Annotated in this window: 12 protein-coding genes; 10 read left to right on the top strand and 2 right to left on the bottom strand. The window is 29.7% G+C overall.

Going from position 1 to position 12,407, the window contains the following annotated elements:
- The first annotated feature begins 407 nt into the window (after positions 1 to 407).
- Positions 408 to 1,751 carry an exodeoxyribonuclease VII large subunit gene (gene xseA / locus I1N47_01515; GenBank protein WBF65808.1) on the top strand — a complete coding sequence of 448 codons (1,344 nt, stop codon included), beginning with the start codon at positions 408 to 410 and terminating at the stop codon, positions 1,749 to 1,751.
- A gap of 48 nt (positions 1,752 to 1,799) precedes the next feature.
- Positions 1,800 to 2,381, top strand: coding sequence for a superoxide dismutase [Fe] (locus I1N47_01520; protein WBF65809.1), 582 nt, complete (start codon positions 1,800 to 1,802; stop codon positions 2,379 to 2,381).
- Positions 2,382 to 2,516: 135 nt separating this feature from the next.
- Here the strand turns inward: I1N47_01520 and I1N47_01525 are convergent, their stop codons facing one another.
- Positions 2,517 to 2,723: a cold-shock protein gene (locus I1N47_01525; protein ID WBF65897.1), complete on the bottom strand. Its 207-nt coding sequence runs from the start codon at positions 2,721 to 2,723 to the stop codon at positions 2,517 to 2,519.
- Positions 2,724 to 3,282: 559 nt separating this feature from the next.
- Between I1N47_01525 and rpmI the strand changes: the two genes are divergently transcribed.
- The 7 genes from rpmI (at position 3,283) to I1N47_01560 (ending at position 8,514) form a co-directional block, all read left to right on the top strand.
- The gene (gene rpmI / locus I1N47_01530; protein WBF65810.1) at positions 3,283 to 3,480 is read left to right on the top strand and encodes a 50S ribosomal protein L35; all 198 of its coding nucleotides are present in this window, start codon (positions 3,283 to 3,285) and stop codon (positions 3,478 to 3,480) included.
- Positions 3,481 to 3,504: 24 nt separating this feature from the next.
- The gene (gene rplT, locus I1N47_01535) at positions 3,505 to 3,858 is read left to right on the top strand and encodes a 50S ribosomal protein L20 (GenBank protein ID WBF65811.1); all 354 of its coding nucleotides are present in this window, start codon (positions 3,505 to 3,507) and stop codon (positions 3,856 to 3,858) included.
- Positions 3,859 to 3,917: 59 nt separating this feature from the next.
- Positions 3,918 to 4,940: a phenylalanine--tRNA ligase subunit alpha gene (pheS, locus tag I1N47_01540; protein ID WBF65812.1), complete on the top strand. Its 1,023-nt coding sequence runs from the start codon at positions 3,918 to 3,920 to the stop codon at positions 4,938 to 4,940.
- 15 nt (positions 4,941 to 4,955) lie between these two features.
- Positions 4,956 to 7,370 carry a phenylalanine--tRNA ligase subunit beta gene (locus I1N47_01545; protein ID WBF65813.1) on the top strand — a complete coding sequence of 805 codons (2,415 nt, stop codon included), beginning with the start codon at positions 4,956 to 4,958 and terminating at the stop codon, positions 7,368 to 7,370.
- Positions 7,371 to 7,390: 20 nt separating this feature from the next.
- Entirely contained in the window at positions 7,391 to 7,684 is a 294-nt protein-coding gene (locus I1N47_01550; GenBank protein WBF65814.1) for an integration host factor subunit alpha, read from the top strand.
- 62 nt (positions 7,685 to 7,746) lie between these two features.
- The gene (locus I1N47_01555; GenBank protein ID WBF65815.1) at positions 7,747 to 8,121 is read left to right on the top strand and encodes a MerR family transcriptional regulator; all 375 of its coding nucleotides are present in this window, start codon (positions 7,747 to 7,749) and stop codon (positions 8,119 to 8,121) included.
- 180 nt (positions 8,122 to 8,301) lie between these two features.
- Positions 8,302 to 8,514 (top strand): hypothetical protein, encoded by a 213-nt coding sequence (locus I1N47_01560; protein WBF65816.1) that lies wholly within the window; start codon positions 8,302 to 8,304, stop codon positions 8,512 to 8,514.
- Positions 8,515 to 8,616: 102 nt separating this feature from the next.
- Here I1N47_01560 and folD read toward each other — a convergent pair whose 3' ends face one another.
- Positions 8,617 to 9,468, bottom strand: coding sequence for a bifunctional methylenetetrahydrofolate dehydrogenase/methenyltetrahydrofolate cyclohydrolase FolD (gene folD / locus I1N47_01565; GenBank protein ID WBF65817.1), 852 nt, complete (start codon positions 9,466 to 9,468; stop codon positions 8,617 to 8,619).
- A 236-nt stretch (positions 9,469 to 9,704) separates the two neighbouring features.
- Here folD and aceE point away from each other — a divergent pair, with 236 nt between their 5' ends.
- Positions 9,705 to 12,407 carry a pyruvate dehydrogenase (acetyl-transferring), homodimeric type gene (gene aceE / locus I1N47_01570; protein ID WBF65818.1) on the top strand — a complete coding sequence of 901 codons (2,703 nt, stop codon included), beginning with the start codon at positions 9,705 to 9,707 and terminating at the stop codon, positions 12,405 to 12,407.

Consider the following 12,407-nt stretch of genomic DNA (forward strand, 5'->3'; position numbering starts at 1 on the left):
AGGATGATTTCCACAGGACCTTATTAAGGAAATCCTTTTGATTGATTTTGCATGGTAATTATTCAAATAGTTTGTATTAATCCATTTAATACAAACATAGATTTTAGCAAAATTAATATTATATATAATTTCATTTCTTATAATTTTTGTATTAAATATTATGTTTTTATATATCCACAGAAATTGTGGATAATTGTGTGTGTAACTTCTGAGATATAATGTCTTGCTTAGCCTAAGAGTGGATTGTATAGTTTTTATACAGCTTTATATAAAAGACTTGATTATTCAAATAGTTATGACCATATGTCTTGATCTTATGGGATATTATGGTTTGTTTGCTATGTAAATTACTGATTTTTATAAGTGTTTTAATTCTGTGGATAGTTTTTAATTTTAGCGTTGATTATATGAGTAAAGATAAATTATTTGAATTAAGAGATAGCTTTAATGAAGTGTTGAGTGTTTTTGAATTGAATAAATTTGTAAGTAATTTTTTTGAAAAGGAATTGCCTTTTATTTATGTAAAAGGAGAGATATCTAATTTTATTATTGCTTCGTCTGGGCATTGGTATTTCACATTAAAAGATAATCAAGCATCAGTAAGAGTAGTGATGTTTAAAGGATATTCTTCAACAGTATTATTTGTACCAAAAAATGGTGATCAAGTAAGAGTTTATGCTAAATTATCTTTATATACGCCAAGAGGAGATTATCAATTACAAGCTACTGGTCTCGTTATATCTGGCACAGGAAATCTACATGAACAATATTTGATGATAAAAAATAGATTAGCTCTTGAAGGTCTATTTGAAAAAGCAAGAAAAAAAAATATTAAAACTATTCCTAGTTCAGTTGGAATTATTACTTCATTAAAAGCAGCAGCTTTAAAAGATGTAATTGCAGTTTTTAAAAGAAGGGCCCCTCATGTTAAACTGATAATTTATCCCACGCCAGTACAAGGTGAGCTTTCTTCTTATAAAATTATCGAACAATTGAAAATTGCAAATAAAAGGTCAGAAGTTGATACATTACTTTTGGTTAGAGGTGGTGGTAGTTTAGAGGATATGTGGTGTTTTAATAATGAGGACCTAGCACGTGCTATTAGTGATAGTTTAATTCCAATTATTAGTGGTATTGGACATGATATTGATTTTACAATTGCTGACTTTGTAGTGGATTTACATGCCCCAACACCAACAGCTGCTGCTGAATTAGCTTGTATAGCTAAAAAAGATTTAGAGAGTAAATTATATTGGTATCAAAACAGTATTAGGAAATCTCAAACAAATCTTATGAGAATTTTTGAGCAAAATCTTGATAAACTTTCATTCAGAATAATATCTCCAGAAATAATCTTAAATCGTAAGAAAGATGTAGTTTTATATTTTCTGAAATTATTATCATCAATGGTTAAGGAGCCACAATTTAGATACTCTAAACAAATAACAGTTTTAAAGAATAATTTATTCAATAATAAACCAACTTTAGACAGTTATTTAAATTTTATTGAGTTATCTATTGATAAATTATTTAGAATGCAAAAGTCTATTTTGTTTCTTAAGAAAAAGAATTTAGAACATTTGGAATCTAGATTGGATTTATTAAATCCAGATAATATTTTATTGCGAGGATATTCTTTCGTTAGAAATAATGAAGGCGAAATTGTAAAAAGCTCTAAAGGGTTAGTTTATAAGCAAAGATTGGAAATTCAATTTTCTGATGGTAAAGTAGAAGTATTAGTAGATTCTTGAAATAGAATTAGTTAATTTGTTTTTATTATTATAGGAGTTTAAACCAAAATGATTCATGTTTTGCCAGATTTGCCATATAAAATAGATTCTTTGAGTCCTTATATTTCCAAAGAAACCATAGAATTTCATTATGGGAAACACCATCAAACTTATATTAACAATCTCAATTCTTTAATTCAAAACACAGAATTTCAAGAAATGTCATTGGAGGAGGTAATAAAAAAATCTTCTGGTGCTATATTTAATAATGCAGCACAGGTGTGGAATCATAATTTTTATTGGAATAGTATTTGTCCTGATTCTACAGTAAAACCATTAGGAGGTTTAGCTGAGGCTATTAACCAAAAATGGGGTGGTTTTGAGTCATTTAAAGTAGAATTTAATAAACAAGCTGCAAGTAATTTTGGATCTGGTTGGACTTGGCTAGTAAAGAAAGAAAATGGAGCTCTAGAAATTTTAAATACTAGCAATGCTGGAACTACTGTAAATAGTAATGATAAAGCTATAATTACATGTGATGTTTGGGAACATGCTTACTATATTGATTATAGAAATGCAAGAGTTAAATATTTGGAAAATTATTGGTCAATAGTTAATTGGAAATTTGCTGAGAAAAATTTCTCATTATAAATAGATAATCAACTATGAAGCCCAGTTTATATTAATATAAACTGGGCTTCATAGTAATCTATCTTTCTTAATATAAATACATCTTCTATGTAATAAAAGAATCATCAATATTTATACTATGAAACATAATCATATTTATGGTTTGGTTATATTTAGTGCTTGTTTTCCCTTTGGTCCTTGTGTGAGTTCATATGAAACTTTTTGTCCTTCTTTTAGGGTTCTGAAACCATCCATTTGAATAGAAGAAAAATGTGCAAATATTTCTTCGCCTCCATCATCTGGAGTGATAAATCCAAATCCCTTAGCATCATTAAACCATTTTACTGTGCCAGTTGATTTCATTTTTTGATCATTATTATTCATTTCGTTTATACTAGACATGTATACTGCCTCTTAAAATCACATGCTTGCAGGTAAATTATTAATCATTTCAAAATTGTTATATTCAAGAGTAATAAGAATATTGAACAATTTCTGTTTATAATAATGCTATGCTTTCCTTTCTTTAGTCAAGTAAGCTTTATAATACTTTTATTAATTTATATTTATTTTTATGTTCTAGAGCACAATATCTTTATAAGCTGTTGTTTCATTAACAATAATAATTATATAATTTTGTTGGTTATATTAATAGTTTCTAATTATTTTGAATCTGGTTTTTAGAAATGGGTTATATAAATAGTAGCATTCTGACTCTTTCAGACTAATTTGTATTTAAAATTGCATTTTTTCTTAAGTAATGATCGACAAAATAGTAAAAAAAACACTACAATATGATATACTTCGCAAGTAGTTTTATTATGTGAATTAAAAAAGATCATTGGTTAAAAAGTTTTGTTGGTGTTTTCCAACATTCACCATATATCATCTAAAACAATATATTAATTATTTAGGAAATTATATGCCTAAAATGAAAACTAAAAGAGGTGCTTCTAAGCGTTTCAGGTTTCGTAGTGATGGTTCTGTAAAACGTGCTCATGCCTTTAAAAGGCATATTCTTACTAAAAAAAATACTAAAGTAAAACGTCAATTGCGTGGCTCTACTGTAGTTCATAGTTCTGATATGGCTTTGGTAAGAGCGATGATGCCTTATGCTTAATAATAAAAATAATGGAGAATTATTATGCCTCGTGTAAAACGTGGAGTGACGGCTCATGCTCGTCATAAAAAAATTATCGATTCAGCTAAAGGCTATCTAGGACGTCGTGGTAATGTTTTTAGGATTGCTAAACAAGCTGTCATGCGTGCTGGTCAGTATGCTTATCGTGATCGTAGAAATAAGAAAAGGACTTTTCGTTCTTTATGGATTACTCGTATTAACGCAGCTGTACATGAATATGATTTGAATTATAGTGTTTTTATAGCTGGTCTTAGAAAGGCTATGATTGAGATTGATCGTAAGGTTTTAGCAGATATGGCAGTTCGTGATAAGAATGGATTTGCTTGTATTGTGCAAAAAGTTAAAGAAAGTTTATAACCATATTTTACACGGATACTATTTATAATAGTATCCGTGTTTTTTTATTAAATATATAGATGATTCATTCATTAGACGATATTATTGAAAATGCAGAAAAAGAATTTGCATCTGTAACAGATTTAGCTTCCCTGGATAGAGTAAAGGCGCATTTTATTGGAAAACATGGTGTCTTAACAAAGTTATTTAAACAGTTTTCTGATCTTGATATAGATACAAAACGTCAATATGGAAAATTAATAAATGAAGCCAAGAATAAAATAGAAATTTTATTGGCTAAGAAAAAATCATATTTGCAGGATGTTAATATTTCTTTAAGTATTTCCTCTGGGCTAGTTGATGTTACTCTACCTGGTAGAGGTAAAGCATTTGGTAATATACATCCTATTATTAGAACTCAAGAAAGAATAGAGAAGATTTTTCGCTCTATAGGGTTCGATGTTATAGATGGGCCTGAAATAGAAACAGATTGGAATAATTTTACTGCATTAAATAGTCCGGTTGGTCATCCTGCTCGCTCTATGCAAGATACATTTTATTTAGATCTAAAAGATCAGAATGGTCTACCACTTTTATTAAGAACTCATACAAGCCCTATGCAGGTTCGTTATGCTGCTGCTAATAGTCCTCCTATTAAAATTATAGCTCCTGGTAAGACATATAGAATTGATAATGATGCAACACATTCACCTATGTTTCATCAAGTTGAGGGTTTATGGGTTTCTAAGGATGTTTCATTTGCTGATTTGAAAGGTATATATACAGAATTTTTAAAATGTTTTTTCGAAACTGAAAATCTTTTGCTGCGTTTTAGACCATCTTTCTTTCCATTTACAGAACCATCTGCTGAAATAGATATGATGTTTACAAATGGATCAAATAAGGGTAAATGGTTGGAAATATCAGGGGCTGGTCAAATTCATCCTAATGTTATTAGAAATTTTGGTTTGAATCCAGAAGATTATATGGGTTTTGCTTTCGGTTCTGGATTAGAACGTTTAACTATGTTGAGATATGGTATTACTGACTTACGTCATTTTTATGAAAATGATTTGCGTTTTTTAAATCAAATTAGAAATTAAAGTTGGTTATTTATAATGCAATTTCCTGAATCTTGGCTATTTTCTATGATTGATCCTCAAATTACTTCAGAGGAGCTGTCTGATAAGCTTACAATGTCTGGATTAGAAGTAGAAGAATTATATCCTTTTGTTGAGCCATCTCAATATAAAATGATTGTGATAGAGGTCTTGGATTTAATTTTTTATGATGATTCCAGTGGAATATCTATTTATTCAATAAATAATGGTATTAATGCCAATAGTTGGGCCTACTGTATAGGTTTAAAAACTATTGAATATAGTTCTAAAGCTATAGTTATTAATAACAAGAGTATACCTAGTAATTTTGATACTAATAAAAAATCAAACTTATTTAGCAAAGGTATATGTTTTGGCGAGATTCTTTTATTTAAAGATTTAGTCTTACTAGATTCTTTAAAAAAAGAAATTGAATGCAATTCAAGATTGGGTGATGATATATATAGCAAATTTAATTTAGGAGAGAATATTTTTAATATTAAGTTGACTCCTAATAGAGCGGACTGTTTATCTATCTTAGGTATTGCTCGAGAAGTTGCTGCTTTAACAAAAAAATCTATTTCCATTCCGAAATATAATCATATTCCTGATGTTATTCAAGATACTATAAAACCTAATATAATTGCGGATGATTTATGTGGTCGTTATTCTGGAAGGATAATACGTAACCTAAATGTTAACGTTGAATCTCCTAAATGGATAAGGGATCGTTTAATTAGATCAGGATTAAATTCTATTTCTGTTTTGGTGGATATATCTAATTATGTAATGTTAGAACTTGGTACTCCTTCTCATATCTATGATTTAGACAAAATTTCTGGAAATCCACAAATTAGATGGTCTAAAAAAGGTGAACAGGTAACTTTATTGAATGGTAGTTTAATTAAATTGGATGATCATATAGGTGTTATAAGCGATGATTATGGTATATTAGGATTAGCTGGAATTATGGGTTCTAAAGTTTCTTCAGTTACAGAAGAAACTAAAAACATTTATATAGAATCAGCCTTTTGGAAACCTGATGCTGTATCTGGTTTATCTCGAAAATTGAAATTGAATTCAGAAGCTGCCTATCGTTATGAAAGAGGGGTTGATTATAATGCAACTAAAGAATGTTTAAGCTATATAACTAGTCTAATTGTAGATATTTGCGGTGGTAATGTAGGACCAATCGAAGATGTGATAGTAGACTTACCTGAGTCTAATGTTATATGTATGCGTCTTTCTAGGTGTACAAAAGTTTTGGGAGTAAAGATAGAGCATGAAGACGTTCGTTCTATTTTTAATCAACTGAAAATGAAATTTGAAGAAAATAATGATTGTTTTTATGTTATTCCACCTAGTTATCGTTTTGATTTGAAAATAGAAGAAGATCTAATTGAGGAAGTTGCTAGGTTATACGGTTATGAAAATATTCCATCTACTCCTCCAGTGACACAATTAAATATGTTGATGTTTCCTGAGTCCGTTTTAGATAGACATGATATTAGAAAAATGATGGCTTCTAGGGATTATCAAGAAGTGATTAATTATAGTTTTGTTCATCCTGAATTAGAAGAAAAATATTGTAATAATATAAATCCTATTAAATTAGAGAATCCAATTTCTGCTAATCTATCTGTTATGAGATCTAGTATTATTTCTAGTTTAGTTAGAAATGTTTCTTATAATATTAATAGACAATTTTCTAGAGTAAGACTATTTGAGATTTCACGGGTTTTTTTAAAAGATGATAATATTATTAATGATAATGTAAATGTTTTAGGAATCAATCAGCCTGTTTTGTTATCTGGTATAGCTTATGGTAATCTTTTAGAAGAACAGTGGTCTGAAAAGACGCGTTTGGTAGATTTCTATGATGTGAAAGGTGATATTGAAGCTCTATTTGGTAATAGATATTCAGATCTTGTTTTCGAATCTAAACATCATAAAGCGTTACATCCATCTAGTAGCGCTTGTATAAGCATTTATGGTCGTCAAATTGGATGGATTGGAGAATTAAATCCCAGATTAGTTTTAGATGCAGAATTACCTTATGCACCAATCGTTTTTGAATTGGAATTGGATGCTTTGTTATTTGTGCAAGTACCTGAGGCAAAATTTTTATCAAAACAGCCAATAGTTGTCAGAGATATTTCTTTGTGGATTGATAAAAATATACAATTTCAAATTGTTAAGGATAAAATCAATAATTTTATTAAAATAGATAAGAATTTTTTTATTATAAAAGATTTTAAATTATTTGATGTTTGGTTTAATGAAAAAGTTAATAATGGTTTAGAAGAAAAAAGTATAGCAATGAGATTTTGGTTCCAAGATGAGGTAACTTTAGATGATGATAGGGTAAATGTTTGTCTCAATGCAATTATAGAATACCTTGTAGAATCAATTGGTGCACGTCATCGTATTTAAATTATTTGTATGGATTATTAATGAGTAGTTCTAATACAGTTACTAAATCAGATTTGATTGATTTAATTTTTGAAAGAGTTGGATTAAATAGGTCAATTTCTAAAAATATTGTAGATTCTTTTTTTGAAGAAATTCGTAAGTCGTTAGCTAATGGCCAAGAAGTTAAATTATCTGGTTTTGGTAATTTTAGTTTATTAGATAAAGAACAAAGACCAGGTAGAAATCCTAAAACTGGAATTCCCACTGTTATTTCTGCTCGTAGAGTTGTAACGTTTCGTCCAAGTAAAATATTAAAAAGGAATATAAATATATAAATATTTATAAACAATCTTATTTAATTTATTATGCCGTGTCGTATTTTTAGGATTAATATATTATGTCTAGAAATTTACCTCAATCAATACCTTGCAAAAAATTTTTTGACATATATGAAGTATCTAAACTTTGTAATGTAGAACCTCATGTTATTAGGTATTGGGAAAGAGAGTTTGTGAGGAATAGATTTGGGTTGAAGGCTATAAATCGGAGATATTATAAACATCATGAGGTCTTAGTTCTAAGAAGAATATATTCTTTGATATATGAGAAAGGGTTTACTATTAATGGTGTTCATAGCATCTTAAATGGTATAAAGGATTTCAACTATTTTTATTCAAATAATGTTGTTCAGTTTACTGGAAAAGATGTTAATGAATTAAATAATGAAGTAGAAGAAATTATAAATTATTTTCTTGGAGTTATTAATGATTGATCTTTTTATTAACTTTGATGAGCACAATTTGGTAGGGCGCTTATACATGTGGTACAAGTGGTTGTAAATTCGAATCCCACCGTCCATATCATGGTATTGTTTTTTTATGTTTTAAATAAATAAAATTTATAGTTTTTTATAAAAATATTTAATTGAAATTTATTAATGGGGTAACTTTCTATGCAGTTTTGTGATCAAGAGATTTTAGTAGATGTATCTACAGCTGCAATTGATACTGGTGGGTACGGTGTTTTTTTGACAGTGACTTCCGAAAGTGGTACTGAAGTTGATAACGTTTTTTCTTATCTTGGAGACTGTTCTTCTTTGTTTGAAGCAAGAAATTTAGCAGAGATTTTTGCAAAAAAATGGATAGACGAAAATATATTCCCTTAGATCTATTTCATACACAACCTTCATATTTAAGTATTTAATTTTTACAGATCAATAAATTACAATTTTTATTGATCTGAATTTTTGTACATTGAATTCTATTTATTAAAGCAATGTTCTTTCTGCTGCTTCTACAGCATTTGTTAATAACATAGCTATTGTCATAGGTCCTACTCCACCAGGAACTGGAGTTATAGCACCCGCGATTCCTATCGTTGAATCATAATTTATATCACCACAAATTTTATTATCTTTATTTCTATTAATACCAACATCAATCAATATAGCGCCTTTTTTAATCATAGATCCTTCTACTATGTTTTGTTTGCCTGTAGCAACTATTAGAATATCTGCTTTTTTTGTGTATGATGATAAATCTCTTGTTTTAGAATTGCATATTGTTACTGTCGCACCTGCTTGTAGTAACATGATAGCGATTGGTTTTCCTACTATGTTGCTAGCCCCGATAACTACTGCTTCAGCACCTTTTATGTTTACTTTTTCTGATTCTAACAGTTTCATTATTCCATAAGGAGTACATGGTAAAAACATAGGTTTTCCTATCATTAATAAGCCTGCGTTTATAACATGGAATCCATCAACATCTTTTATAGGATCTATAGTCTTTATAACTTTATAAGTATTTATATGTGAAGGTAGAGGTAGTTGAACTAAAATACCATGAATTTTTTTATTTTCATTCAATTCTTCAATTGTTTTTAAAAGATCATCTTCATTTATATTTTCAGGATATTTTTTTTCAATAGAGAGAATGCCAGTATTTTCGCATGCCTTAATTTTGTTTTTTACATATACCTGAGATGCTGGATTATCTCCAACAAGTATTACAGCCAATCCAGGAACTATGTTTTTTGAACGCAGATTATTTACTCTATTTTTTAAATTGGAATGTATTTCTTTTGATAGTTTAAGTCCATCTATAATCTTTGTATTCATTTATTAAGCCTGTATTAAAAAATTATTTAAATATTTCAATCGACAACAATAATTTTTTATATCATGTTTGATATGTATTTTGATAACATATTATCTTTTTTATAAGTTTGTCAATGATAAATAATATTTAATTATTTAAATTGCAAAAATAAGATAATATTTTTTGTTTGCTTAATGTTAATATTGTTAGCTTGATGATAGTTTTAAAATAATGGTAATAATGGGGGGTACGTTATATGATTTCTTTAGATAGTAGTCCTAGTAATATAGATAATGATGATATACAAGAACAACAAGAATGGTTAGAATCATTAGAAGCTGTTTTTAATAATAAAGGTTCAAATCAGGTTTCATTTTTATTAAAAAGTTTGATAGAAGATGCTCGCCGATTAGGTGTAGAAATACCATTTCCCTTAAATACAGATTATGTTAATACAATACCACTATCATCACAACCGATCCATCCTGGCAATCTAAAGATAGAGTCAAGAATTAATGCGTATGTTAGATGGAATGCTATGGCGATGGTAGTAAAGGCTAATTGTCATAATCCAGATGATGGTGGTAGTTTAGGAGGCCATATTTCCACATTTGCATCTTTAGCTACGATGATAGGGTGTGGTTATAATCATTTTTGGAAAGCTTCTAATGGCGATAATGAGGGCGATTTAGTTTATTTTCAAGGTCATGCTTCTCCAGGTATTTATAGCCGGGCATATTTAGAAGGTTTTTTATCTGAAGAACAGTTGGATAATTTTCGTCAAGAAATTGATGGCAATGGTCTTCCTTCTTATCCTCATCCACGATTAATGCCTGATTTCTGGCAGTTTCCAACTGTTTCTGTTGGACTTGGTCCTATTATGGGCATTTATCAAGCAAGATTTTTAAAATATTTGCATGCTAGGGGTATAGCTGATACTAAAAATAGAAAAGTATGGGTATTTTGTGGTGATGGTGAGATGGATGAAGTCGAGTCTTTAGGTGCTATTTCACTTGCTTCTAGAGAACACTTGGATAATTTAGTATTTGTTGTCAATTGTAATTTGCAGAGATTAGATGGCCCAGTAAGGGGTAATGGCAAAATTATACAAGAATTAGAAAGTATATTTCGTGGATCTGGTTGGAATGTTATAAAATTAATATGGGGTGGTTATTGGGATTCTTTACTATCTAATGATAAAAATGGAATACTAAGACGTATTATGCAAGAAACAGTGGATGGTGAATATCAAGCATATAAGGCTAATGACGGTAAATTTGTTAGAGATAATTTTTTTGCTAAACATCCTCAATTACTAGAGTCTGTTTCACATATGAGTGATAGTGCTATTTGGCGTTTAAATCGTGGTGGTCATGATCCAAACAAAGTTTATGCTGCTTTTGAGGCTGCTAGCAAACATCTTGGACAGCCTAGTGTAATCTTGGCTAAAACAATCAAAGGTTATGGATTAGGGCATTTTAGTCAGTCAAAAAATTCTACACATCAACATAAAAAATTGGATATGGATTCTATTAGGGAATTTAGAGATCGTTTTGGTATACCTATACCAGATGATAAATTAGATTCTTTACCATATTTTAAACCACCTATAGATTCTCCTGAGATGAAATATCTGCATGAACGTAGGCAATCACTAGGTGGTTATTTACCAAGACGCCGTCAAAAGTCTGATGAAATATTTAATATTCCTTCACTAGAAATGTTTAGGTCTATTTTGGAACCTACTTCTAGTGGCAGAGAAATCTCAACTACGCAAGCTTTTGTTAGAATTTTAAATCAAATATTGAGAGATAAGTATATCGGTCCTAGATTAGTACCAATACTAGCCGATGAGTCTAGAACTTTTGGTATGGAAGGTTTATTTAGGCAGATAGGTATATATGCTCCTGACGGACAGAAATATACTCCTGTAGATAAAGATCAAGTCATGTACTATCGTGAGACTGTTGATGGTCAATTATTGCAAGAAGGTATTAATGAAGCTGGTGCAATTAGTTCATGGATTGCAGCTGGTACTTCTTATTCCACAAACAATCGCATTATGATACCTTTTTTTGTCTATTATTCAATGTTTGGGTTTCAAAGAGTTTGTGATTTAGCATGGGCTGCAGCCGATATGAAGGCCAGAGGTTTTCTTATTGGAGGAACATCAGGACGCACAACATTAAATGGAGAAGGCTTGCAACATGAGGATGGTCATAGCCATATACTAGCATCAACTATACCTAGTTGTGTATCTTATGATCCAGCTTTTGCTCATGAATTAGCAGTGATCATACATGATGGTCTAAAAAGAATGATAGAAAATCAAGAAGATATCTATTATTATATTACAGTTATGAATGAAAATTATATACAACCAGGTTTAATAGATGGTGATGAAGAAGGTATAATTAAGGGAATATATAGATTCAGATCAAGTTCTTCGAAGTCTGTAAATCATGTTCAATTATTAGGGTCTGGTGCTATATTGAGAGAAGTTCTTGCAGCACAAGAATTATTGGAATCTGATTGGAAAATATCTTCTGATGTTTGGAGTGTAACAAGCTTTAACGAGCTACGTCGTGATGGTTTAAATGTAGACCGTTATAATCTATTGAATCCAACAAGCGAACAAAAAGTTCCTTATGTAACTGAAAAATTATCATTTTCTGAAGGACCAATCATAGCTTCTACTGACTATATGAAGTCTTATGCGGATCAAATAAGACCTTTTATTCCTAAAAATAGAGAATATCGTGTTTTAGGTACAGATGGATTTGGAAGGTCAGATTTTAGATTTAAATTGCGTAATTATTTTGAAGTAGATCGTAACTTCATAGTATTAGGTGCTTTAAAAGCTTTGGCTGATTCTGGTAAGATTTCTTCAGATATGCCTTCTAAAGCAATTGAAAAGTATAAGATTAATTCAAATAAAACTAATCCTCAGGATATATAG

It is taken from the genome of Candidatus Kinetoplastibacterium crithidii, assembly GCA_027557655.1.
In the GTDB taxonomy this organism is placed as follows: domain Bacteria; phylum Pseudomonadota; class Gammaproteobacteria; order Burkholderiales; family Burkholderiaceae_B; genus Kinetoplastidibacterium; species Kinetoplastidibacterium crithidii_C.

What these genes read in the sequence shown, in the direction of transcription:
- I1N47_01560 (WBF65816.1), top strand. Translation starts at nt 8,302, where the DNA reads ATGCAGTTTTGTGATCAAGAGATTTTAGTAGATGTATCTACAGCTGCA.
- I1N47_01550 (WBF65814.1), top strand. Translation starts at nt 7,391, where the DNA reads ATGAGTAGTTCTAATACAGTTACTAAATCAGATTTGATTGATTTAATT.
- I1N47_01555 (WBF65815.1), top strand. Translation starts at nt 7,747, where the DNA reads ATGTCTAGAAATTTACCTCAATCAATACCTTGCAAAAAATTTTTTGAC.
- folD (WBF65817.1), bottom strand. Translation starts at nt 9,468, where the DNA reads ATGAATACAAAGATTATAGATGGACTTAAACTATCAAAAGAAATACAT.
- xseA (WBF65808.1), top strand. Translation starts at nt 408, where the DNA reads ATGAGTAAAGATAAATTATTTGAATTAAGAGATAGCTTTAATGAAGTG.
- I1N47_01525 (WBF65897.1), bottom strand. Translation starts at nt 2,723, where the DNA reads ATGAAATCAACTGGCACAGTAAAATGGTTTAATGATGCTAAGGGATTT.
- rpmI (WBF65810.1), top strand. Translation starts at nt 3,283, where the DNA reads ATGCCTAAAATGAAAACTAAAAGAGGTGCTTCTAAGCGTTTCAGGTTT.
- pheS (WBF65812.1), top strand. Translation starts at nt 3,918, where the DNA reads ATGATTCATTCATTAGACGATATTATTGAAAATGCAGAAAAAGAATTT.
- I1N47_01520 (WBF65809.1), top strand. Translation starts at nt 1,800, where the DNA reads ATGATTCATGTTTTGCCAGATTTGCCATATAAAATAGATTCTTTGAGT.
- I1N47_01545 (WBF65813.1), top strand. Translation starts at nt 4,956, where the DNA reads ATGCAATTTCCTGAATCTTGGCTATTTTCTATGATTGATCCTCAAATT.
- aceE (WBF65818.1), top strand. Translation starts at nt 9,705, where the DNA reads ATGATTTCTTTAGATAGTAGTCCTAGTAATATAGATAATGATGATATA.
- rplT (WBF65811.1), top strand. Translation starts at nt 3,505, where the DNA reads ATGCCTCGTGTAAAACGTGGAGTGACGGCTCATGCTCGTCATAAAAAA.